General features: G+C 64.9%; 20 protein-coding genes. 13 read left to right on the top strand and 7 right to left on the bottom strand.

Features of this window, described 5'->3' with window-relative positions; genetic code table 11:
- The first annotated feature begins 10 nt into the window (after positions 1-10).
- The gene (locus H597_RS33630; RefSeq protein ID WP_154668311.1) at positions 11-1111 is read left to right on the top strand and encodes a hypothetical protein; all 1101 of its coding nucleotides are present in this window, start codon (positions 11-13) and stop codon (positions 1109-1111) included.
- Positions 1112-1359: 248 nt separating this feature from the next.
- On the opposite strand, the gene H597_RS0127980 is transcribed toward H597_RS33630, so the two are convergent.
- The 4 genes from H597_RS0127980 to H597_RS0127965 form a co-directional block, all read right to left on the bottom strand.
- On the bottom strand, positions 1360-1812 hold the full coding sequence (locus H597_RS0127980; protein ID WP_028105039.1) for a hypothetical protein: 453 nt from the start codon (positions 1810-1812) through the stop codon (positions 1360-1362).
- 117 nt (positions 1813-1929) lie between these two features.
- Positions 1930-2481 (bottom strand): hypothetical protein, encoded by a 552-nt coding sequence (locus tag H597_RS33625; protein WP_051294167.1) that lies wholly within the window; start codon positions 2479-2481, stop codon positions 1930-1932.
- A 153-nt stretch (positions 2482-2634) separates the two neighbouring features.
- Positions 2635-3672, bottom strand: coding sequence for a helix-turn-helix domain-containing protein (locus H597_RS0127970; RefSeq protein WP_051294166.1), 1038 nt, complete (start codon positions 3670-3672; stop codon positions 2635-2637).
- Complete coding sequence (locus H597_RS0127965) at positions 3651-4511, bottom strand: GGDEF domain-containing protein (RefSeq protein WP_028105037.1); 861 nt, start codon at positions 4509-4511, stop codon at positions 3651-3653. The genes H597_RS0127970 and H597_RS0127965 overlap by 22 nt, the downstream gene beginning before the upstream one ends.
- Positions 4512-4647: 136 nt before the next feature.
- Between H597_RS0127965 and H597_RS0127960 the strand changes: the two genes are divergently transcribed.
- Genes H597_RS0127960 through H597_RS0127950 form a run of 3 tightly spaced genes read left to right on the top strand, consistent with a single transcriptional unit; the run spans position 4648 to position 10149 of the window.
- Complete coding sequence (locus tag H597_RS0127960; RefSeq protein ID WP_035375415.1) at positions 4648-7155, top strand: TonB-dependent receptor; 2508 nt, start codon at positions 4648-4650, stop codon at positions 7153-7155.
- Positions 7155-8813 carry a phytase gene (locus tag H597_RS32740; RefSeq protein ID WP_035375414.1) on the top strand — a complete coding sequence of 553 codons (1659 nt, stop codon included), beginning with the start codon at positions 7155-7157 and terminating at the stop codon, positions 8811-8813. The genes H597_RS0127960 and H597_RS32740 overlap by 1 nt, the downstream gene beginning before the upstream one ends.
- Before the next feature lie 16 nt (positions 8814-8829).
- On the top strand, positions 8830-10149 hold the full coding sequence (locus H597_RS0127950; RefSeq protein ID WP_035375441.1) for an NCS2 family permease: 1320 nt from the start codon (positions 8830-8832) through the stop codon (positions 10147-10149).
- Here H597_RS0127950 and H597_RS0127945 read toward each other — a convergent pair.
- The gene (locus H597_RS0127945) at positions 10134-10385 is read right to left on the bottom strand and encodes an ACT domain-containing protein (RefSeq protein WP_028105034.1); all 252 of its coding nucleotides are present in this window, start codon (positions 10383-10385) and stop codon (positions 10134-10136) included. The genes H597_RS0127950 and H597_RS0127945 overlap by 16 nt on opposite strands.
- 95 nt (positions 10386-10480) lie before the next feature.
- Here H597_RS0127945 and H597_RS0127940 point away from each other — a divergent pair, with 95 nt between their 5' ends.
- Together H597_RS0127940 and H597_RS0127935 are read left to right on the top strand one after the other, a co-directional pair.
- Positions 10481-10942, top strand: coding sequence for an Lrp/AsnC family transcriptional regulator (locus H597_RS0127940; protein WP_028105033.1), 462 nt, complete (start codon positions 10481-10483; stop codon positions 10940-10942).
- A gap of 12 nt (positions 10943-10954) precedes the next feature.
- Entirely contained in the window at positions 10955-11704 is a 750-nt protein-coding gene (locus H597_RS0127935) for a DUF481 domain-containing protein (RefSeq protein WP_028105032.1), read from the top strand.
- A gap of 2 nt (positions 11705-11706) precedes the next feature.
- Here H597_RS0127935 and msbA read toward each other — a convergent pair whose 3' ends face one another.
- Complete coding sequence (gene msbA, locus H597_RS0127930; RefSeq protein WP_035375412.1) at positions 11707-13518, bottom strand: lipid A export permease/ATP-binding protein MsbA; 1812 nt, start codon at positions 13516-13518, stop codon at positions 11707-11709.
- A gap of 100 nt (positions 13519-13618) precedes the next feature.
- On the opposite strand from msbA, the gene H597_RS0127925 reads away from it, so the two are divergent.
- Positions 13619-14416, top strand: a complete 798-nt coding sequence (locus H597_RS0127925; RefSeq protein ID WP_028105030.1) for an isocitrate lyase/PEP mutase family protein — start codon at positions 13619-13621, stop codon at positions 14414-14416.
- Here the strand turns inward: H597_RS0127925 and H597_RS0127920 are convergent.
- Positions 14403-14804, bottom strand: coding sequence for a hypothetical protein (locus tag H597_RS0127920; RefSeq protein ID WP_028105029.1), 402 nt, complete (start codon positions 14802-14804; stop codon positions 14403-14405). The genes H597_RS0127925 and H597_RS0127920 overlap by 14 nt on opposite strands.
- Before the next feature lie 205 nt (positions 14805-15009).
- On the opposite strand from H597_RS0127920, the gene H597_RS0127915 reads away from it, so the two are divergent.
- Genes H597_RS0127915 through H597_RS0127890 form a run of 6 tightly spaced genes read left to right on the top strand, consistent with a single transcriptional unit; the run spans position 15010 to position 24005 of the window.
- Positions 15010-17247 carry a TonB-dependent receptor gene (locus tag H597_RS0127915; protein WP_083941327.1) on the top strand — a complete coding sequence of 746 codons (2238 nt, stop codon included), beginning with the start codon at positions 15010-15012 and terminating at the stop codon, positions 17245-17247.
- 12 nt (positions 17248-17259) lie between these two features.
- A complete protein-coding gene (locus tag H597_RS0127910; protein ID WP_028105027.1) occupies positions 17260-18060 on the top strand; it encodes a carotenoid biosynthesis protein in 801 nt (266 codons plus the stop codon).
- Positions 18057-19412, top strand: a complete 1356-nt coding sequence (locus tag H597_RS0127905) for an oxygenase MpaB family protein (protein ID WP_035375440.1) — start codon at positions 18057-18059, stop codon at positions 19410-19412. Before H597_RS0127910 ends, H597_RS0127905 begins: the two co-directional genes overlap by 4 nt.
- The gene (locus H597_RS0127900) at positions 19412-22825 is read left to right on the top strand and encodes a hybrid sensor histidine kinase/response regulator (RefSeq protein WP_229632265.1); all 3414 of its coding nucleotides are present in this window, start codon (positions 19412-19414) and stop codon (positions 22823-22825) included. The genes H597_RS0127905 and H597_RS0127900 overlap by 1 nt, the downstream gene beginning before the upstream one ends.
- A complete protein-coding gene (locus H597_RS0127895; RefSeq protein WP_028105024.1) occupies positions 22822-23727 on the top strand; it encodes a diguanylate cyclase in 906 nt (301 codons plus the stop codon). The genes H597_RS0127900 and H597_RS0127895 overlap by 4 nt, the downstream gene beginning before the upstream one ends.
- Positions 23727-24005: an acylphosphatase gene (locus H597_RS0127890; RefSeq protein ID WP_028105023.1), complete on the top strand. Its 279-nt coding sequence runs from the start codon at positions 23727-23729 to the stop codon at positions 24003-24005. The genes H597_RS0127895 and H597_RS0127890 overlap by 1 nt, the downstream gene beginning before the upstream one ends.
- Positions 24006-24013: the final 8 nt, after the last annotated feature.

Genomic DNA, 24013 nt, shown 5'->3' with positions numbered 1-24013 from the left:
ACTACCTGCCATGATGACTACACCTCCCCCCAGCCGTAGCAACCCGGCCGCAGCGGACGGGCCGTCACGGCAGTTGTACCTGCTGCTGCGTGAGGCGCCCGACCGCGCGGCAGCCACGGCCTACCTGGAGCGCCGCCTGGCCGAAGCGGCGGTCTTGCCCTCCGCCTGGCACGGCGGCCAGACTGGCCTGGAAGCCTGGCTCGACCTACGCAGCCGCAACCGCGCCGAAGAATTCCGGCAATACCGGGCGGCCCGCCAGGATGGTGCGCCGCGCCGCCATTTCGCCACGCGGGCCCAAGCGCGCCGCTTCCTCTGCATGCAGGCGCCCAGCCTGCTGGCCGAGGGCGCGTGGCTGCACAGCGTGCTCGATTACTGGAGCCAGCCGGCCTTCATGCCGATCGTCAAGCTCTACCTTGATTACCTCGGCAAAGGCATTCCGGCCGCCAACCATGTTGCACAGGTGCGACAGCTGCTGACCGGCCAGGGCTGCGACGAATGGCTGGAACTGGAGGACAGCGCCTTCGTCCAGGCAGCCATCCGCATGGCCTTGGCGGCCACCGGCGAACAGTATTTCCCCGAAATGCTGGGCTACCAGCTCGCGGTGGCCGACCAGCCGGCGGCGCAGCCGGCGCTGTTGCACGAGCTGGCGGAGCTGGGCATTCCGCTGCCGGCACCGCCGTCCACCGACGACATCATCATGAATACCCTGCGCGCCCTGGCCGCGGCGCCGGAAGACATGGCCGCGCTGCTCCGGCGCCTCGAGCTGGGCTATGCCTTGGGACGCATCGGCCTGCAAACCCTGCCTGTCACGCCCGAGGACGGCGCGCCGCAGGATCCCCCGGCGGCCACTTTCGCCATGGCGGCCGAGCCATCCGCAGACAGTGCCAAAGAAACCCCGCGCGCCATCCTGCGCCATCACTTCCCCGCCGACGAACATGGCTGGGAAATCATCGGCAACGACCTGGGCCTGCTGGAGGCGCAGATCGCCGCCTGCGCCAGCCAGGCCGAAGCCATGGCCATGCTGGCCCGCCATATGGGTCCGGCCGTTCACCACCAGCCGCTCGGACTGATGGCGGCGCGCGTGTACAGCCAGTTGTTCGAGCTGGCTTAGAAGACGTTTCAAAATGATCATTCAAGCGACCGTACGCTCCACCAACCAGCCGATCTTGCCAAGTATGGAACTGTACGGCGTGCCGCGCGGGCCAGCGATGCGAGAAATCGCGCCGCTCAGACGACGTGTTATCCGGATGCAGTACAAGTAAATCGTGCAGTGTCACCTCGCCTCTGATGGTGCCGCAGGCAAAGCAGTCCTTGTCGCCCATGGAATTCAAGCGCCGCAAACCAGAAAAAATCGAGAGGTCAACGGTGGAATTTAAAGACGACCTTATCGACACACGCTGCGAATTCGGTGGAACTGCCATCCTTGAATTGCGCCTGGCAGGACTCGACTTCTTGGGTAATCAATTCCGCTTTACCAAAATCAGGGTGCCAATGCTTCAGCATACCCATTTTGCAAACTGAAAATTCGAAGTGATCAAATGTGACAGGCGAAAAGCTGGCCATCGCATAGACAAATGCAGCCCGGCGCATCACAGCCGCACGCATGCCCTTTTCCATTTCCAGATCGGCGACCTTGGCGGAACGCGCTTCAGTCATGTAGCGCTCTACCGCCCTTTCCTGCGTTGCGCGTTGATCCCGATATGTGGCTAACCAATGCATGGTTTGCGCCGAAAACTCGCAACTCGCAGCCTCATCGGCGGTCAGTGCATCATGCACTTCGGGATTGGCCGCCAAGCATTGCGTGGCGAACATCAAAGCTCCTATTCCTGCAACTTCAGAAAAACGCATATTCAAAGCCCTTTATTGTCCCAAAACGTAAAACGCTTCATCTTTTCTCATATGGATTTCAAGTCTTGAGTTCAACGCGCCCTAATTGTCGAAGAAGAAAAGAACGCGCGTGTCATCGAGGGGGCCGTAGCCGGGGAGAGTCGGAAGGAACTCGCTTACGAAGCCATCGCACAGCGACGCCTTGGTTTCGCTCCAGGAAATAGACTCAGAGTAGTCCCCCCATGGCTCGTGAACCCACGCACGGGGCGCCTGCTGTAGCTCTCTCCATATGGCAGCATCTTGTACCTTGACGAAGCCTTGCAAAGCGACGAGGTCGTTCCACGAATACTGAAGCAGTTCGGCCGCAGTGGCCCATGAATGCGAATGCCCATCAAATTCCCATTCCCTGACAATGCGAGCGCCGACTTCGCTGATGTCCGTGGGAACTCCTCGGACTGGAACGATCGGCTCAAACTTCGTGCGGGCATTGCGGACATTGGCGAGCAATGCGAAGAGAAGGTAGTTCCGCTCACAGAAAGGCTCTTCCCACTCGACCCAGGCTTCGGGATCGGTGGTATCAGTGGTGTAGCGGTTCGCAAACTGCCACGACTTGGCCACCCGCGTCTCTACCCAGAGATGAATATCTGCTCCCATTGCGTTTGGTCCGATTCGCGCTTAAGTTGATAAATTAAATATCTCAACAGTTTGCCGCAAACGCGGCTTTTGAGGCAAGAATAGGCTCGAAGCAGGCCTCTAATCAACCTTCGACGCTTGCGTGTGTGCGACGAGCGACATTGGCATGTCAGCTTAAGCGCCCAGCGCTGCCCGCAGCAACGCCGGGGTCAGGCCGGTCCAGCGCTTGAAGGCGCGCCGGAAGTTGGCCGCGTCGTGAAAGCCCAGATAATGCGCCACCGCCTCATTATCGGCCTGGCGCGACTGGAACAGATGCATGGCGACATGGGTGCGCACCTGGTCCAGCTCCGCCACGAAATGCGTGCCATGGCGCGCCAGGTGGCGCTTCAGCGTGGCTGGGCTGATGCAAAAGGCCGCACTGGCGCTTTCCAGCGTCGGATTGCGGCTGATCTCCGCCAGCAGGTAGTCGTACAGCGCATCGGGCAGGCTGGGTGCGCCGGCGTCCCGCCCCGCGGCTTGCAGCGCCGCCGCGCAGGCCTGGGGATCAGCGCCGGGCCAGGGTTGCCGGGCCGATGCCGCATCCAGCAACATGGCGTCGAGCTGGCAGTCGAAACGCAGCTCGCCCCCGAAGTGCACCTGATGCTGCTCGGCGTGGCGCGGGCGGGCGCGGTTGAAACAGAAGCGCCAGGGCAGGCGCGTGCCGCCCAGCCAGCGCGCCAGCGAAACCACGGCCGTCATATGCATTTCGACCTGCGTGCCACGCAGACCCGGCGCGCCATGGCTGTCGCTCCAGTACAGGACGATTTGCCCATCCGCCCCGGCATGCAGGCGCGGGCGCAGCAGCGGCAGCAGGCGCCCCGACCCGCCACACAGGATTTCCAGGGCTTGCTGCAGCGAGGCAGCGTGGCGCAGCGCGGCCGCCAGCGCGGGATCGGTGCCGGGCAGCAGCTGCTGGCCCAGCATGAAACTGGTATCGGCGCTATCCAGTTCGCGCAGGGTATTTGCCAGCAGTTGCAGGCATTGCGCCGGGCTGCTCAACGTCCCGGGCAAAGGCCTGCCGCCGTCGCCCGGCATGCCCGTGCCGCGCGCCACGGCTGCTGGCGCCGCGTCGCGCTGCATGGCGTAGTCCATGATGTGCCAGGGCAGGCCGTGCGCCGGGATGCTGGCCTGGTCGGGCAGCAGGTAGCGCGTCACACCGCGATCGCGGCGCATAGCCGCGCCAGCACGCCCTCGGCGTCGCCCCGCACCGGTTCGCAGGCAAAGCGCAGGCGCACCGCCAGCGGTCCGCTTGGCCCATGATGGCGCATCAACGCGACCATGGCGCACAGGTGCCGCGCCAGCTCGCTGGCTGCAGCGTCGTCCATGCCCGGCAGCAGCAGCGCGAAGCGGTCGCCGGCATAGCGGCACAGCAGGTCTTCGTTGCGCAGGTTCAGCAGCAGCATATGGCCTAGCGCCTGCAGGACGCGGTCGCCCTCGCGGGCGCCATGCTCGCGGTTGATGCGATGGAAGCCGTCGATATCGAACAAGACCAGCGCGCATTGTCCGCCCGGATCGCGCGCCTGCTCCAGCCGCATCTGGTGGCGCAGATAAGCCGCGTCGGCCAGCTGCGTCACCCGGTCGAAAGCGCGGTGCTGGCGGAACAGGCGCTCGCGCTTGGCCAGGTGGTCGTTCAGCATGAACTGTTCGTGGCGCCAGTAATAAAGGCCGGCAGTCAGCACCAGCATCCCGAACGGCACCAGCGCTTCCAGCCAGTTATCCCAGCTTGCGGCCTTGTCGATGCGGAAGAACTCGTCGAGGCAGTCGGCCCAGGAGCCGAGCATGATCGCGGCCAGTCCTCCCGCCAGCAGGCGTGTGACCAGGCCGCGCGGCCGGCTGCTCAGGGTCATCACGAACCACAGGCCGGCCATGGCCGCCACGCCGCCTTCCGCAATGATGTCCATCCAGCGCCAGGTGGCGAACGGCTTGCTTGCGCCAAGGGTGGCGTAAAGGGCCAGGAATGCCGCCACGGCGAGGGCCGCGGCGACCAGATAGTGTCGGTGGAGTTTCAGCATAACCGCGCAGCTTAGTCCTGCGATATGACGGCATCGTGACCGGCGCCGGGTCATTTCGGCTCACGGCGGCGTAACCGGCTTGTCATGCGGCGTTCACATAATGCGCTCCATTCTTTCACTCCCACCAGAATACTCGATGAAGAACCAAGTTCCGCGCGCCCTGCGCCTGACGGCATTTGCCGCTGCCTCGCTCACCCTTGCCAACGCTGGCGCGGCCGATGCCGCCGATGCTTCCCTGGCTGGCGCCGTGGTGGTCACCGGACAGCGCGCCGTGCAAGCCAAATCGATCGCGGCGCAGGACAAGGCCGACAATATCGTCAGCGTCCTGAGCAGCGACGACATCGGCAACCTGCCCGACAAAAACGCCGCCGAAGCCTTGGCCCGCCTGCCCGGCGTTTCGGTCCAGCGCGATCAGGGCGAAGGCCGCTACGTCACGGTGCGCGGCCTTGGCCCCGACCTGAATGCCGTGACCATCAACGGCGCGCTGGTACCGTCGCCGGAAGCGGGCCGCCGCGCCGTGGCGCTGGATGTGCTGCCGGCCGGCCTGATTCGCTCGCTCGAAGTGACCAAGACCCTGACGCCGGCCATGGACGCCAGTTCGCTTGGCGCCACAGTGGAAGTCAAGTCGCTGTCCGCCTTCGACTTGCCGGGCTCCCTGTTGTCGATGAATGCCGCGGCCTCGCACGACCAGAACACTGGCCGGAACAGCCCAAGCGCCGGCCTGCTGTGGGCCAGCCGTTTCGGCGGGGGCAAATTCGGCGTGGCCGTCGGCATCAGCGCGGAGAAGCGCAAGTTCGGTTCGGAAAATGCGGAAACCGGCGGCGCCTGGGACGGTGACCGCCTGTCTGGCTTTGAAATGCGCGACTACCTGCCGGTACGCGCGCGCCGCGCCGCGGCACTGAACCTCGACTACCGCCCGCAGGCCGGCAACGCCTGGTTCCTGCGCAGCTTCCTGAGCCGCTTTAGCGACGACGAGGTGCGCGACCGTATGACGGTCAGCAATGCCAGCGGCGGTGCCTTGTGGGAAGGCGTGCCGGCCAGCGCCCGCCTCGAGCGCCGCCTGCGCCAGCGCAAATTCACCCAGGAGATCGAGTCCCTGGTCCTCGGCACCCAGCAAACCCTGGGCGACTGGAAACTGGACGTGCAGGCCGGCCGCAGCAAAGCCGATGAAGACACGCCGGAGGCCCTGAACGACGGCCGTTTCCGCGGCAACGCCAACTTCAAGGACATCAGCTTCACCAACAGCGAGCGCCCTGCCCTCCAGGCGCCGCCGGCCGCCTACGATCCCGGCAGCTACAGCCTGAACGCCATCACCCTGCAGCAGCGTTATTCGAAAGACACCGAGCGCCACTTGAAATTCGACCTGGGACATGAATTCGGTCTCGGCGAGCTGCGTTCGGCCGTCAAGTTTGGCGCCAAAGCCAGCCGCCGAGAAAAAACCAACGACACCAACCAGTGGAGCTACGCCGCCAAGGCCGTTCCCGGCTCACTGTCGATGGCATCCTTCGTGCAGGGCCACCAGCTCGACTATCCCTTCGCCCCCATCGGCGCGGCCCTCGACCCAACGGCCATCCGCGCGCGTGTTGCGGGCCTTGCGCGCGACCCGGCCCGCCTGGCAAGCGAATCGGCCATCAACGATTTCACCCTGAATGAAGATATCAATTCGGCGTATTTCCAGGACACGCTGTCGCATGGCGACTGGCGCCTGCTGGCGGGAGTGCGCGCCGAACGCACGGACTTCGACGCCGCCGGCGTGCGCGCCAGCGGCGGCACCATTACGCCGCTGCAGCGCGGCCGCTCCTACACCAACTGGCTGCCCTCGCTGCAACTGCGTTATGACCTGGACCGTGAGACCAGCCTGCGCGGCGCCTGGACCAACTCCGTGGTACGCGCCAATTTCAGCCAGCTGGCGCCGGGCGTGGCGTTGGCCAGCGCCACCGAAGCCACCATCGGCAACCCGGACTTGAATCCGCTCAAGTCGCACAACTTTGACCTTGGCGTGGAGCGCGTCATCGGCAGCGACGGCGCTGTATCGGCCTATCTGTTCTACAAGGACATCAAGGATTTCACTTACACCACCAACCTGGCAGGTAGCGGCCAGTGGGCAGGATTCACGACGGCGACCACCTATGCCAACGGCGACAGGGCCAAGGTCAAGGGCATCGAGCTATCCTGGCAACAGCCGCTGCGCATGCTGCCAGCCCCATTCAACGGCCTGCTGGTTGGCGCAAACGGCGCGTTGACCGATTCCCGCGCCGGTGTCGCCCGTTTCGACAACAAAGCCGGCGCGATGGTGTCGCGCCGCATTTCCATGCCCGGCCAATCCGACCGCGTGATGAACCTGTCCATCGGTTATGAGGCGGGCCCGCTCAGCACCCGCATCGCAGTCAATTACAAGTCACCCTACCTGCTGGAGCTGGGATCGGACATCCTGAACCCAGCCCAGGACCGCATCGTCGACACCCAGAAGCAAGTCGACTTCTCGCTTGGCTGGCAGTTTTCCAAAGGCATCCAGCTCACCTTCGACATCGGCAACCTGAATAACGAGAAGTACTATGTCTACCAAGGAGTGAAGCGGCACAACGCGCAATACGAGCAATACGGCCGCACTTACAAACTGGCCCTGAAAGCGAGCGTGTTCTGATGCGCCGCCTGACTTTCTTATCCCTGCTGCTCGCCTGCGCCTTGCGGGCATGGTCGGCCGAAACCATTGCATTGTCGGGCGGCGCCGCGCTTATCCTGGACAAGCATGCGCTGCGACTGCGCTCCGCCGACGGCGCCGAACTGGCCAGCATGCCGATCCGCGGCCGTCACCTCGACTACCGCGACGGCCTTGCCCTGGTAGTCGATGCCAATACCGAACGTGCGATGACCGTCGCCGTCGACACCTCCGCAGGCACCCTGGCTGCGCAAGCACAGATTGACGGCTCGGCCATCGCCCCCGAAGCATCCTGCCTTTACCGCGACGGCCAGGGCCTGCTGCATGCCTTCCTCGCCGGAAAAGACGGCCAGGCGGAGCAATGGCTGCTGCCGCCACCCGGCGGCCGCCCGCAACTGGTGCGCAAGCTCGCCCTTCCGCCGCATAGCGCCCAATGCCTGGTGCACGACGCCAGCGCGACCCTCGTGCTCGCCGAAAAGGGCATGGGCGTCTGGGCCTATAACGCCGAAGCCGAAGCGCCACCCTCGCGCCGCGCGTTGGCACTGGCCGCGCCGTACGGCAGCCTGCCAGCCGGCGAGGATGGCACACCGGTACTAGTCCCTGCCCCCGCCGGCGTCGCCTTGGTCGACCGGTCAGGGAACGGCCGCCAGGAAATCACCCTGCAGCGCGACTTGCCGCCGGCGGTTTTCGTCCAGCCGCGGGTGCAAACGGAGTCGATGCCGCGCCTCGGCGATGCCGCCGACGACCCGGCCATTTGGATCGACCGCCGCAATCCGGGCCAGGGCCGGGTGCTTGGCACCAACAAGAAACAGGGCTTGCACGTCTATGATTTGCAGGGACGCCAGACGCAGATGCTTGAATCAGGGCGCCTGAACAACGTCGACCTGCGCCAGGCAGTAAGGATCGACGGCAAGTCCTTCGACCTCGCCGCCGCCACCCAGCGTGACGAGAACTCGCTGGTGCTGTATACCATCGACACCGCCGGCACAGTGGCGGAAGCGGCCCGCTTCCCAACCCCGCTGGAGCGCATCTACGGCATCTGCCTGTACCAGCCTGAAGGCGGCGGACTCAGTGCCTTTATCAACGATAAGGACGGCAGCTATCTTCAATACCGCATCGGCCGCAAGGCCGGCGCATTCACAGCCAGCATCGTGCGCCGTTTCAGGTTGGCGAGCCAGCCGGAGGGCTGCGTCGCCGACGACCGCAACGCCCGCCTGTTTGCCGGCGAGGAGAAGCGCGGTGTGTGGACCATCGACGCCCGCGCCGACAACAAGGCCGAGCCGAAATTGGTGATGCAGGTTGGCGGGCCCCTGCGCGCCGATGTCGAAGGCATGGCGATCTACCATGGCGCCAAGGCCAGCTACCTGGTCGTCTCCAGCCAGGGCAGCAACAGCTACGTCGTGGCGGACGCGGCGCCGCCGCACCGCATCCGGGGCAGCTTTCGCATCGGCATGAATCCAGGCGCGGGCATCGACGGCGCATCGGAGACCGACGGCCTGGATGTCACATCCGCCAATCTCGGCGGCCGCTTCGCGCGCGGCATGCTGGTGGTGCAGGACGGCTACAAGCGCCTTCCGGACGGCGCGCAGAACTTCAAATATGTTGCCTGGCAGGACATTGCCGCCGCTTTAAGCTTGCCATGATGGTATGCTCGCCCGTATGTCAAATCGGGGAGACGCCGTGTCCATCGTAGAAAAATTATTCAAACTTAAGGAAGCCGGCAGCGATGTGCGCACGGAGGTGGTGGCCGGGATCACCACCTTCCTGACCATGGCCTATATCATCTTCGTCAATCCCGCCATCCTTGGCGACGCCGGCCTGCCAAAAGACGCGGTCTTCGTCGCCACCTGCCTGGCGGCGGCGCTTGGCACCATCATCATGGCGCTGTACGCAAACTACCCGATCGGCATGGCGCCCGGCATGGGCTTGAATGCCTACTTTGCCTACGCGGTGGTGCTTGGCATGGGCATCGCTTGGCCGGTGGCGCTGGGCGCCGTATTCATCTCCGGCTGCCTGTTCCTGGTGGTTAGCGTGCTGGGACTGCGCGAAGCGATCGTCAACGGCATTCCCCGTTCGCTGCGCATCGCCATTACCGTCGGCCTGGGACTTTTCCTGGGCCTGATCGCGCTGAAAAGCGCCGGCATCGTGATGGCCAATCCGAAAACCATGGTCACCGTCGGCGACCTGCACAAGCCGCCGGCGCTGCTGGCCGTTGTCGGCTTCCTTCTGATCGTGACGCTGGACCGCCTGCGCGTGAAGGGCGCCATCCTGATCGGCATCATGGCCGTGACGGCATTGAGCTTCTTCTTTGGCGGGAACACCTTTCACGGCGTGTTCTCCGCACCGCCGTCGCTGAATGCCACTTTTCTCAAGCTCGACGTCCCCGGCGCGCTTGGCGTCGGCGTGCTGAATGTGGTGCTGGTCTTCTTCCTGGTCGAACTGTTCGACGCCACCGGCACCCTGATGGGCGTGGCAAGCCGGGCTGGCCTGCTGGTCAGCGGCAAGATGGAACGCCTGAACAAGGCCCTGCTGGCCGACAGCACCGCCATCGTGGCCGGTTCGATCCTCGGCACGTCAAGCACCACCGCCTACCTGGAAAGCGCATCGGGCGTCCAGGCCGGCGGCCGCACCGGCCTGACCGCGCTGGTGGTGGCCCTGCTGTTCCTGGCGGCTCTCTTCATCGCGCCGCTGGCCGGCGTGGTACCGCCCTACGCCACCGCCCCCGCCCTGTTGTTCGTGGCCTGCCTGATGCTGCGCGACCTGGGCGACATCGACTGGGCCGAGACCACCGAATGCATCCCGGCCGCCATCACCGCCCTGCTGATTCCCTTCACCTATTCGATTGCGCACGGCATCGCCTTCGGTTTCATCACGTACGCGGCGCTCAAGCTGCTGACCGGCCGCTTCCGCGAAGTGAAACCCATCGTGTGGGCGATCGCCATCGTCTTCAGCTTCAAATACGCCTATATTGGCGCGTGAACGCGGATTTTCAGCACGCCAATCAGGTTACACAGCCGCATACGGGCCAGCACGAGGGCGTCTTCGCCCTCGGCCGCCACATCCAGGTCGAGATTCATGCCGTGCACGCCCGGCGCCATGCGCATGGCGTGCAGCTGGACGCCGCCGCGGCGCAGGGTCGCCAGCACCGCCTCTGCCGCATCCATGGCGGAGCAGCGTTCGAGGCGTAGGCGGAAAGTTCTTTGTTCGGTGTTCATGTGAGGATTATCCGGCTGGCTGGCCGGAATAGGCATCTAAAGTTTGCCTCAGTTTCCATGTAAAATAGAAGAATCTTCTTCAATTTTCGAAAATCATGGAACACCTTGATGAAATGGACCGCAAAATCCTGCGCGAACTTCGCCGGGATGGCCGTTTAAGCAATACCAAACTGGCCGAAAATGTCGGCCTGTCGACCACCCCATGCTGGAACCGTGTGCGTGCCATGGAAGAGCGCGGCGTCATCGAAGGCTATACCGCACTGCTCAACCAACAGGCGCTCGGCCTGCCCGACACCGTCATTATCGAAGTCACCCTGGACCGCCATGACGACGACATGCTGCATAAATTCGGCCTGGCCCTGGCCGAACTGCCGGAAGTCATGGAAGCCTACCTGCTGACCGGCGAATACGACTACCTAATCAAGGTGGCTGTGGCGGGCACGGCGGGCTACGAGGAGTTTCTTCGCCGCAAGCTGTATAAGCTGCCCGGCATCCGCCACAGCCGTTCCACCTTTGTCCTGCGCTGCCTCAAACGGGCGCATTCTGTAGAGCCCTGATAGAATTCAGTTATGAAATACCTGACTACCCTGATTCTGGCCTCCGGCCTGGCCGCTGGCAATGCCCTCGCAGCCGACGACGATATTGATCATTCTGGCAACGTGATGCTGTCCGCCGAAATTGGCGCAATTACCACCAGCGGCAACACCTCCGGCACATCGGTGACCGGCCGTTTCGAAGTCCTGCAGGACACCCTCCGCTTCAGCAACGAATACACGGCCAACGGCTACTTCAAGCAAGACCGTACCCGTGTCAATGGCGAACAAACGACCGAACGCTCGGCTGAGCGCTACCAGGTCGGCGCCAAAGCCGGTTACAAGCTGCTGGAAGAGAATTCCACCCTGTTCGGCCTGGCCGCCTTTTCCGAAGACCGCTTCGGCGCTTACAAGCGCAGCGCCAGCGTCGGCGTTGGTCACGGCTCGCGCTGGTACCAGTCCGACGACAAGATCCTCGACATGGAATTCGGTCCGGGCTTTTTCAGCGCCACACGCGCCAACGACGAAAAGGAACGGGGCCTGGTCCTGCGCGGCCGCGCGGCCTTCCGCTGGAAAATGAGCGACAGCGCTACTTTCGCACAGATGCTGACTGTCGAGAAAGCCGCCTGGAACGCGCACTCGACTGCGGAAACTTCGCTCAGCGCCCGCCTTAACGGTTCGATGCACATGAAGGCCGCCTTCAGCGCCATTCACGACAGCAGCGTGCCTTCCGATAAGGCCAACACCGATACCCAGACGTCGATAACGCTGGTTTACTCCTTCTAAGCTTACTGGTCCAGCTGCTTCTGCGTCTGGTACAGGCGCGCATAAATGCCGCCCTTGGCCAGCAGCGCCTCATGACTGCCCTGCTCCGCAATCGCGCCGGCCGCCATCACCACGATGCGGTCGGCGTTTTCAATGGTGGACAGGCGGTGCGCGATGACGACCGTGGTGCGGCCCGCCATCAGTTTTTCCAGCGCCGCCTGCACTTGGCGCTCCGATTCCGTATCCAGCGCACTGGTCGCCTCGTCCAGGATCAGGATGGGCGCATCCTTGTACAGGGCGCGCGCAATGGCCAGGCGCTGGCGTTGACCGCCCGACAGGCGCGTGGCATTCTCGCCCACCTGGGTCTGGTAGCCCTGCGGCTGGCGCATGATGAAATCGTGGGCATAGGCCGCCTGCGCCGCGGCTTCGATACGCGCCATGTCCGGCGCCGGATCGCCATAAGCGATATTGGCCGCCAGCGTATCGTTGAACAGCACCACGTCCTGGCTGACCAGGGCGATCTGGCTGCGCAGGTCCGGCAGGCGGTATTCGCGCAGGTCGACACCGTCGAGCAGGATACGGCCGCTGCCCACGTCGTAGAAGCGCGGCAGCAGGCTGGCCAGGGTCGTCTTGCCGCTGCCTGATCCGCCCACCAGCGCCACCGTTTCGCCGGCCGCGATATCGAGCGACACGGAACGCAGCGCGGGCGCCGCCTCCGTATCGTCTTCGTTGTAGCGGAATCCGACGGCTTGCAGTTCGATGCGGCCTTTGACGCCATCGGCGCCGCGGGTGCCGGTATCGGCCTCCATCGGCGCGTCGATCAGGCCGTACACCGATTCGGCCGCCGCCAGTCCGCGCTGCAGCGGTTCGTTCAACTTGGTCAGGTTCTTGATCGGTCCCTGCATCGACATCAGGCAGGTAATGAAGGCGACGAAGGCGCCGGGCGTCAGCGCGCCCGCTTGCGCACGCAGCAATGCATAGTAAATCACCGCCGACAACGTCGCAGCGACCATCAACATGATCAGGCCCGAATTCATCGCCGCCGTCGAGGCGTGCTTGACGGCCAGCTGGCGGTTCAGCTTCACCACGGCGTCGAAGCGCTTTTGCTCATAAGGCTGGCCGCCGAAAATCTTCACCACGCGCTGGCCGCCGATGCTTTCGTCGAGCACGCGCGTCAGTTCGCCCATGGCATGCTGGGCGCTGGAACTCAGGCGGCGCATGCGGCGCGCGGCAAGCGTCACCACCAGCGCCACCATCGGCAGCAGGACCAGGCAGAACAGGGCCAGCTTCCAGTCGATATCGAACAACGAACTCAGGAAACCGATGACCGCCACCGTGTCGCGCACGGCGATGGTGAACACGCTCAAGCCGGCCTGCGTCACCTGGGTCGCGTCGAAGGCGATGCGCGACAGCGTGGTGCCGGTCGACGACTGGTCGAAATAGCGGTTCGGCAGGCGCAGCACGCGGCCGAACATCTTTTCCCGTACATTGGCCTGCACCCGCTGGGTCAGCCAGGCCGAGCCGTAGTCGCCGGCAAAGGTGCTGACCATGCGCAGCACGCCCAGCGACATGATCAGGACCGGAATCGCCCACAGCGCCGCAGCGCCCGGTTTGGACGGCAGGAGCTGGTCCAGCCAGCCATGCACCACGGCCAGCGCACCGCTCTGCGGCGCCGCGCCGTGCGGCTGCACGGCATCAACCACGTTCTGCAGCTGGCGGATCAGCAGCACATCGGTCAGCGAAGCCACGCCCACGCCGACCAGGGTCACCAGGGCGACCCATTTATAGGGGAGGAATTCCTTCAGCAGGCGGACATAGAGTTGGCGGCTTTGCACTATGGTGACGAGAGTAATTGGCAACCCCGCATTGTACCAAAGCGGGAATTGGGGAACCGTGGCAGAATGGCCTGCTCCTCAATCTTAAGGAAATAACCACATGCGCAACGACACCCGATTCCATGCCATGCACCAGGATGGCCTGCTCCTGCTGGCAAATTGCTGGGACGGTGGTACCGCCCGCATCGCCGCCCTGAGCGGCGCCAAGGCCCTGGCCACCAGCAGCGCCGCTGTCGCCTGGAGCCATGGCTATTCCGACCGCTCCCAGCTGCCCACCGCCCTGCTGCTGGAAACCGTACGCGACATCGTGCGCGTCAGCGAGCTGCCGCTGACGGTCGATATCGAAGACGGCTACGCCGCCGATCCGGAGCTGGTGGGCCAATTCGTCAGCCAGCTGCTGGCGGCGGGTGTGGTCGGCATCAATATTGAGGACGGCGGCGACGCGCCGGAGCTATTGGCGCGCAAGATCGCCGCTTGCCGCGCGGCCGCCGACGCCGCAAACGTACAACTATTCATCAATGCGCGCTGCGACGTCTATCTGCGCGGCCTGGCCGAACCTGGCAAACGCGTGGCCGAAACCCTGCGCCGCGCCGCTTTATACCAGGCGGCGGGCGCCAGCGGCCTGTTCGCGCCGGGTGTGACGGACGAAGCGGAAATCGCCGGCCTGGCCCAAGGCACGAGCATGCCCCTCAACGTGCTGGCGCGCTCTAAGCTGGCCGCCCCGGCCCGGCTGCAGGAGCTGGGCGTACGCCGCCTGAGCGCCGGTTCAGCCCCGGCGGAAGTGATGATGGGCCGGCTGCGCGCCTATATGGAACGCTTCCTGCAAACCGGCGCCATCGATGACGAGCTCACGCTCGACTACGGCGCACTGAATGCGCTGATGACTACTGGACAATAGTCGGGTCGTTCCAGTAGAAGACCAGGTCCTTGGTCCGCCCCGGCTGCACCAGCAGCTCGCGGCGCTGGACCTGGCCGTCGGCCGCCGATAGCGTCAAGCGGTAGCGCCCCGGTTCCAGGTTGACGAACATCAGCGGCCCCGCGTCGTGGGCGTTGACGTTGACGTTGCCATGCGCGTCGGTGATTTCGACTTGCACATCGGACCGGAATTCGCCGCCGCCGCGCGTGGCAAACGTCATGCGCACGTTGTAATCGGGTTTGCTGGCCAGCATTTGGCCGCGCTCTTCAAGGCCTACGCCGCCGGTGACGAACTGCGGCTCGGCCGCCGCTGCCACCGAGAGGAGGCTGCAAGCCAGGGTGCAGGCCATGGTAATGTTTCGAATAAGCATAATGCACTCCTTTCCTTGTCAGGTTTGACCCAGTATTCGCCTGTTGCGTCCCGCGCGCTATCGGCATTTCGGTCGTGTCCTTGTCGGGGAAAGCCTACATAGATCTATTTCCTTTTAACACGAACTGTTAGACTCTTGATCTTTGCAAGCCACGGTTTGCAACATTGCCAAAATAATCATACCAAGCAAGGCACTAGGGGTAACCATGTCGAACCAAGGGGCGCAGTTGCGTCCGACGTTGCTGGCCGCCGCCGCTACCAGCATCCTTTGCGCCCCCGCTATGGCGCAAAGCCAGGCCGAAGACCAGCTGCCGGAAGTCCTTGTGACTGCCCAGCGCGTCGCCACGCCCGAATCGCGCACACCCGTCGCGATGTCGGTGCTGACGGCTGCCCGGCTCGACAAGCTCGGCATCGACAACGCCGCTGCCATCGGCGCGCGCCTGCCCAATGTGCACATGGATGGCGCCGCCGACGGCCTGCGCATCACCATCCGCGGGGTGTCGAACGCCGACGCCACCGAAAAAGGCGATCCCTCCGCCGCCTTTATGCTGGACGGGATTTATATCGCCCGTCCCCAGGCGCAGACCATCAACTTCCTCGACGTCGACCGTATTGAAGTGCTGCGCGGCCCGCAGGGCACCCTGTATGGCCGCAACACCACGGCCGGCGTCGTCAATGTCATCAGCAACGCGCCGGTACCGCGGCTGGAAGGCGCGGCCAGCCTTGCGCTAGGCAATTACGCCTCACGTATGGCGACGGGCATGCTGAACGTGCCCGTCAACGATGTGCTGGCGCTGCGCGCCGCCGTCGCAATCAACAGGCATGACAGCTACCTGAGCAACGGCCAGGGCACCGGCTACCGGCTCGGGCAGGACCGTGACGACCGCGCCGCGCGCATCTCGGCCAAACTGGCCCTGGGCAACTCAGCTTCGCTGTTGCTGCGCGCCGAACGTGCTACGCAGGATGGCAATATCGACACGGTGGTCCCCGACACCAACTTCTTCCGCGGTGTCGAAGCGAATAAGCCTGTCTGGTTTGGCGCCGCCACCAGCGAACGCCTCAGGAACGGTTTCATGCCCTTCAATACCCGGCTCGAACAAGGCTACGGCCACAAGACCATGAGCGGCGTCGGCGCCGAACTGTCCTGGGACCTCGGCCAGGCAACGCTGAACTACCTCGGCTCGCACCGCAACAACCGCCACGACTTCCTCGCCAATTTCTACTACCGCGTCCAGCCGGGGCTGGCAATCGGCGTGCATGAAAACTTCGGCGGCGAGCAGCAGCAGGATTCGCATGAACTGCGCCTGTCGACCAATGGCGCCGGCCCGTTGAAAGCCCAGGGCGGCCTGTATTACTTCAGCGAAGAGTCGCATCAGCTATACGTCTTCCGCGACCTGCAACTGGTCAATCAGCCGCCGTATTATGTGTTCCCACACGGCCCGGCCATCGCCCGCAGCAAGGCCGCTTTCGGCCAACTGACCTACAGCGTGACGCCGGTCCTGCGCGCCACGGCCGGCCTGCGCTATACCAGGGACGACAAATCCCGCGTCGGCTCGACCAACTTCCAGCAGGCGCCGGACTTCAACGCAGCCACCGATTTCAAGCTGCTCAATGACGCAGCGCTTGCGAGCCACAAGGCCACCTGGAAGCTGGGCGCCGAATACGACCTGGCGCCCACGGCAATGGCCTATGCGAGCATCGCCACCGGCTACAAGTCAGGTGGCTTCAACGACGGCTGCCTGGCTGGATCGAGCGCGCTCGGCCTTGCCTGCCCGGCGGCCACCGCTGTCCCCGCCGCCACGCTGTTCTACCAGCCGGAGACTTTGAAGGCATGGGAAGCTGGCATGAAAGCCCGTTTCTGGGGCAATCGCGCCAGCATGAACCTGGCTGTTTTCAACTACGACTACCGTAACCTGCAACTGTCCAGTGTCGCGATCGTTGCCGGCGCGCCGCGCTTTCTCACCCAAAATGCCGGCGTGGCCAGCGCCAAGGGGCTGGAGCTGGACGGCCAGGTGCGCGCCACCCCGCTGGACAGCATCCAATACGGCCTCACCCTGCTCGATGCCCACTACGTTTCCTACGTGCCCAACGGCGTCGCGTCGTGGGCGGGAGAGCCGCTCGACCGCGCCCCGCATTCGGTGTTGAACCTGGGCTGGGAGCATACGTTCCGCCTGCCCGGCGCCGCGCTCCCCGTCGGCATCAACGCCCGCCGCAGCGCCGCGTACAACATCAGCGTTGCCAGCAAGCTGCTGCAATACCGTATCCCGGCGCGCACCGTCAGCGATTTCACACTGGGCTACCGCCCCGACGGCGCCAGCTGGAGCTTGTCGGCGCGCGTGAAGAACCTGGAGAACAAGGTGCAGCCGATCACAATCGACAGTTTCGGCATGGCCGTGCCGAGCGATCCGCGCACTGTCGATCTCCGTTTCGACTACCAATTCTAAGACTGGAGCCGTATGAAGCCCTTGCTGAACCAACTGCCCCGTATCACCTTGCTGCTGCTCGCGGCCTTCATCGCCGCCCTGTCGGTCCGCAGCTGGGGGGAAACCACGGTCCTGCTGGTGCTCAGCTCGATCCTGATGTTCGGCTGCTGCTGGGCCAGCGCCAGTCATCTGCTGGGACCCCGCCCGGCACTGCGCTTCGTCATCATCGGCATCGTGCTGGGCTGGATCGCCGAAGAGCTGGGTGCGCAAAAGGGCTGGTTCTTCGGTTCCTACACTTATACCGACGTGCTCGGGCCGCGCATCGGCTCAGTACCCTTCATCATTCCGCTGATGTGGTTCGCCCTGTGCTACGTGGCCTATGTGATCGCCAACCTGATCGTGTGGCAGACGCCAACCGACGGCGCCCCGTCGGCGCGCCAATCGATGGTGATGTCCTTTATTGCGGCCATGATTGTCACGGCCTATGACCTGGGCGCCGATCCCTATATGGTGTTCACGCTCAAGGCCTGGATCATGACCAAAACCGATGGCGGCTGGTTCGGCGAAACCCTGCAAGGCTTCGTCGGCTGGATGGCGGTGTCCTTCGCCATCATCTACGGCTTCCGCGCTACCCTGCGCGGCAAACCGGCGGTCGCCAGCAGCCCGGTGACGCCGCTGTATGCCCTGGTCCCCCTGATCATTTACGGCGGCAGCATGGCGTTCCAGGCGGTCCAGGGCAGCCCGATCGAAACGCGCACCATCGCCTTGTTCGCCATGGGCATCCCCCTCCTGACCGCGCTGTGCGGCTGGACGCGCTGGAGGGCCGCGGCATGAGCGAACTTGCTCCGGCGGCGCCAACCCTGCGCGCCGATCCCCTCGCGGATGACGCCATTGCCGCCATCCTGGCGGGTCACGACGGCAGCCAATGGGATGCGATCGCCATCGTCAACCGTTTGCTGGGCGACTGGCAGTCCAACGCCATCGTCACGGGCTGGCGCGCGCCGGAAGGCACGCCGGCGCCGATCGCCGCCGCCCTGGGAGCTTTTCTGGCGGACGCGGCGCGCCTGCCCGATTGGGCCGACGCCCGCCAGATCGCCCGCGCGGAAGAACTGTTCTTCGACATGAGCATGCTCTCCTGCAGCCTGCTTTTCTGCGCCAGCCTGCCGGAATGCTATGTGGTCCCCGACCTGGCCGGCGTGCTGCACGTGGCTGGACAGCTGGAAGCCCACTGCGACTACCGCGTGCGCTCGACGGCGGCAATGATTTTCCCCGTCATGATGCGCGGCGGCCTGGAAACGGCGGAAGGTGCCGGCATCGCCCAGATCCTCAAGGTGCGCCTGATCCACGCCACCATCCGCCACCTGATCCTGCGCGGTAATCCGTCTGCATCCATCGCCGACGGCGGCATCGCGGTGGAGCCGCTCGATGCGCCCTGCCGCAATATGTACGACACGCTGTACAACAACGGCTGGGATGTCGCCGCCAACGGCCTGCCCTGCAACCAGGAAGAACTGGCCTACACCCTGCTGACCTTCCACTACATCTTCCTGCGCGGCCTGCGCCGCCTTGGCTTGGGGCTGCCGCAGCAGGACGAGCAAGCCTACCTGCATACCTGGAACGTGGTCGGCCACCTTCTCGGCATTGAAACCGCATTGATGCCGCAGACGATGGAACAGGCCGAAGCGAGCTTCAACGCCATCCAGGCGCGGGCCCGCCTGTCCCCGTACCTGCCCGACCCGCGCCCGGCGCTCGGCGCCGCCCTCATGAAAGCGATGCAGGACGAAATTCCGCTGCGTATCCTGAAACCTTTCCCGGTACTGCTGACACGCTATTTGTGCGGCGATGCCGCCCGCGTCGACCTGGCGCTCAACCAGCGTGTCAACCTGGTTTCCTGCATCCTGTTCGCCGCCGGTATGGGCCTGGTGCGCGGCATCGACAGCCTGCTGCGCCTGGTCCTTCCCGGCTTTTCGATCTGCCGCATGATCACCCGCATCTTCGGCTACCAGTTCACCGTCAAATTCCTGATGAACGAGACCCGTCCCTTGAAACTGCCGCCCGCCGTCCTGAACCAGGTCGGCCAGGCGGTGCAGAACTGGGGCAACGATCCCAAGGCCCCGGGCTGGATGAATGCCCTGGAAGCACGCCTCGCCGGCCGCCGAACCGCCGGAGGCCAGCAGCCATGTTGATGCGCTTTATCCTTGCCCTGCTCCTGCTGCTGTCGCAAGCGGCTTCCGCCGCGCCGTTGTTGTTGGACGACCGCGCCGGTGCGCACGACGCATGGCCCGCAGTCACCATCCTCAAGGATCCCGGCGGCGCACTGACCCCGGCCGGCGCCCTGGCCGCCGCCAGCCAGTTCAGCAAGCCGCACTCGGCTTATGCCACGCTGGGCGTCAACAAAGGTACCGTGGTCTGGGTCCGCATACCGGTGGTGGTGCCGGCCACCGACAGTGGTGAGTGGACCCTGAATATCGACTTCTCGCAGCTGAATCGCGTCGACGTATTCGCAGCCACCGATGGCAGGCTGCACAGCCACACGGTGACCGGCAATCTGCAACCGGTGCTTGAACCGGGCGCCGGCGGACGCACGCCCGCGGCGGCGCTGCGCCTGGCGCCGGGGCAGGAGCACGTCGTCCTGCTGCGCATCGAGAACAATGGCTCGATGATCCTTCCCATCCAGTTCTCCAAAGCCACGGTGTACCACGCGCAGGCGCTGACCGAGCAGATGATGCAGGGCATCCTGATCGGCCTCAGTCTCTGCCTGCTGCTCTACAGCCTGGCGCAGTGGGCCAACTTGCGCGAACCCCTGTTCGGCAAATATTCCCTGCTGATCGCCGGTACCACGCTGTTCTCGCTGGAATTCTTCGGCCTGGGCAGCCAATACCTCTGGCGCGACAATGTCTGGATGACGCTGCACGCCGGCGGCCTCTTTGCCCTGATGGCCTCCTGCGGCGGCTACCTGTTCGTGGAGCAGGCGCTGGCCCGCCCCGGCGTGGACCGGGTCTTCTCGCTGCTCATGAAATCCGGCGCCGCCCTGGCCGGCGTGGTCGCCCTGGCCTACGGGCTCGACGTCATCAGCGTCGAAATCCTGGTCATGATCGTCAGCACGCTGGGCCTGCTGCCCATGCTGCTTGGCCTGCCGGGTGCCTTCATGCGCGCCCGCCGCGGCGATGCGGTCGGCATCTACTTCCTGGTCGGCTGGGCGGTCAGTTTCATGTCGTCCGTGGTTCTGAGCCAGGTCATCAGCGGCAAGCTGGCGGCCAATTTCTGGACCATGCACGCCCTCCAGTTCGGCAACGCTTTCGATATGCTGGTGTTCATGCGCATCCTTGGCCTGCGCACCAAGGCCATGCAGAACGCCATGCTGCGCGCCGAAGCGGCGACCCGCCTGAAATCGGACTTCCTGGCCAATATGAGCCATGAAATCCGCACGCCGATGAACGCCATTATCGGCATGAGCCGCCTGGCGCTGATGGCCGATCCGAACCCGAGGCAGCGCAACTACCTGTCCAAGATCCTCGGCGCCGGCGAGCACCTGCTGGGCATCATCAACGACATCCTCGACCTGTCGAAGATCGAAGCCGGCAAGCTCGCGCTGGAAAAAGTGCCGTTCAGCCTGGACGACATGCTCGACCACCTGTCCACCCTGACCGCCGTCAAGACCGATGCGCGCAAAGTGGAGCTGGTGTTCCGCGTCGAACGCGGCGTGCCGCAAGCGCTGCTCGGCGATCCGCTGCGCCTGGGGCAGGTGCTGATCAACCTGACCAATAACGCCGTCAAATTCACCGAACGCGGCGAAATCGTGGTGGCGGTCAAAGCGGTCGAACGCTCGGCCGACGGCATTACGCTGGGCTTCAGCGTCAGCGACACCGGCATCGGCATGAACGAAGAACAGCTGGCGCGCCTGTTCCAGTCCTTCAGCCAGGCCGACAATTCGATCACCCGCAAATACGGCGGCACCGGCCTTGGCCTGAGCATTTCGCGCCAGCTGGTCGAACTGATGGGTGGCAGCATCAAGGTCGCCAGCACGCCCGGCGTCGGCAGCCGCTTCAGCTTCACGGTGAAACTCGGCATCGGCACTGCCACCGGGGACGGCATGCCAACCCCGGGCGCTGCCCTGCAAGCCCGTGTCCTGGTGGTGGACGACAGCGCCACCGCCCGCGACGCCCTGGTCGAAATGCTCGCGTCCTTCGGCGTGGCGGCCCACAGCGCCAGTTCCGGCGAACAGTCGCTGAACATGCTGGTGCGTGCGGTCGAAAGCGGTACGCCTTACCAGGTCGTGCTGATGGATTACATGATGCCGGGCTGGGACGGGGTGGAAACCATCCACCGCATCCACGCCGACCCGCGCTTCGCCGCGCCGCCGTCGATCCTGATGGTCAGCGCCTGCACGCGCGAAGCGGTGCTGCAGCAGGAAGGCGAATTGCCGCTGCAGGGTTTCCTGACCAAGCCGGTCGGCCCGGCGCTGCTGTATCACAGCCTGCTGCAGGTGCTGCGGCCGGAGCTGACCCTGGCTGCGGCCGTGCAGCGCGAGCAGCGCGCCTTGCCGCCGGAAGAACTGGCGAGGCTGCAAAGCGCCCGTGTCCTGCTGGTCGAAGACAATGCCAATAACCGCGAAGTCGCGCTCGATTTCCTGGAAACCGTGCGCGTGCAGGCCGATGTCGCCGTCGACGGCGCCGAAGCGGTGCGCATGGTCCAGCAAGGCGACTACGACCTGGTCCTGATGGATGTGCAGATGCAGGGACTGGACGGCCTGTCGGCAACGCGCCAGATCCGCGCCGTCGAAGCGCTGCGCGGCCTGCCCATCCTCGCCATGACCGCCCACGCCATGCCGGAAGACCAGGCCAAAAGCCTGGCGGCCGGGATGAACGACCACATTACCAAACCGATCAACCCCGATATATTGTTCCGCGCCATGCTGAAATGGATCGACCCGGCGCGCCTTGCGGGCCGCACACCGGCTGCCGCGCCCGCCCCCGCCGAAATTCCCGCCGCCGCGCCCTTCCCGCCGCTGGCCGGCGTTGACTGGCAATTCGCCCTGTCGCGAGCCGACCGCAATCCCGCCATCCTCGCCAAGCGCATGCGCAGCTTCTGCAATGAGTACGGCGCGGGTCCGGACCAGCTGGCGGCGGCGCTGGCCGGCGGCGACTGGGCGCCCGTGGAACGCCTGGCACACAACCTGAAGTCCAGCGCCACTTACCTGGGCGCCGCGGGACTGGCCCAGCTTTCCGACATTGTCGAAGCGGGCATCCGCGACGGGCGCACCGATCGCTGCGCCACGGAAGCGGCCAGCATGGCCAGATCGCTGGAAACCATCCTGGCTGGTTTTTCCAATGCCCTGCAGCCTGCGGCAGGCGCCGGCACGCCCGAGCGCGCCGACTACCGCCGTCTGCTGCGCCAATTGGATGGCTACCTGCGGGCCGACGACGCCCGCGCGGAGGACCTGCTCGCTGAATTGGGCGCACTCCTGGCGGGCTCTTCCCATGCCGCCTTGCTGGCACAGATCCAGCGTGCCGTCGATGAAATCGAATATCATGAAGGATTGAAGCCGCTGTCCGAACTTGCCCGGGCGCTGCAGGTCGATATGGAAGTGAGCGCATGAGCGAGGAAACGCAAAAAGTCCTGATCGCGGACGACGACGGCATCAATCGCCAAGTGCTGGCCACCTTGCTCAAGCAGGACTACGTAGTGCTGTTGGCAAAGACCGGCGAACAGGCCATCGAGCGCGCCCAGCGTCACCTGCCGGACCTGCTGATGCTCGACGTCATGCTGCCCGATATGGACGGCTACGAAGTGCTGCGCCGCCTGCGCGCCGATCCCGCCACCGCCCACATCGAAGTCATCTTCATCACCGGCATGGGCCGTCCCGAAGACGAAGCCAAGGGCCTCAAGCTGGGGGCGGCGGACTACATCACCAAGCCCTTCAACACCACGGTCGTGATGGCGCGCGTCGCCACCCACCTGGAAGTGGTGCGCCAGCGCCGCATGCTGCAGCACCTGGCGCACATGGACGGCTTGACCGAACTGGCCAACCGGCGCCGCTTCGACGAAATCTATCAAAGCGAATGGCAGCGCGCCGCGCGCCATGGCCACGCGCTGTCGGTGGCCTTGCTCGATATCGACTGCTTCAAACAATACAACGACCACTACGGCCATCCGGCCGGCGACCGCGCCCTGCGCGCAGTGGCGCGCGCCGCACGCGGCGCCATGCGGCGGCCGTGCGACGTGGCAGCGCGCTACGGCGGCGAGGAAATCGTGGTACTGATGCCGGAAACCGACGCGGCGCAGGCGCTGCATGTCGCCGAGAGCATCCGTGAAGCGGTCGCGCAGATGCTGGTGCCCCATGAGCGTTCCATTGCCGGCCCGGTGCTGAGCGTCAGCATCGGCGGTGCCACCCTGCCGCCGGGTGGTGAGGAAAGCGCCCCGGCGCTCTTCGAATCCGCCGACGCGGCGCTGTACCGCGCCAAGCAAGCGGGCCGCAACCGGGTCAACTGGAGAATGTGATGGCCAAACGTTTGATGATCGAAGGATTGGTGCAGGGCGTGGGCTACCGCTACGCCTTCGCCGAACGCGCCACCGCGCTGGGTCTGGCCGGCTGGGTGCGCAACCGCAGCAACGGCGCTGTGGAAGCGAGCATCCATGGTCCGGCCGATGCGGAGCAAGCCATCATTGACTGGTCCCACCGGGGGCCCGGCGCAGCCCGCGTCAGCCGCGTCCTGGTTCAGGAAGAAACGGAGCCGGCGCCGTCCGCCGCCACCTTCGATATCCGCCCGACCGCCTGACACGCTGC

Source organism: Pseudoduganella violaceinigra DSM 15887, assembly GCF_000425385.1.
Lineage (GTDB): Bacteria > Pseudomonadota > Gammaproteobacteria > Burkholderiales > Burkholderiaceae_D > Rugamonas > Rugamonas violaceinigra.
The sequence above is the reverse complement of the archived record's forward strand: the minus strand, read 5'-3'. Positions and strand labels throughout refer to the sequence as shown.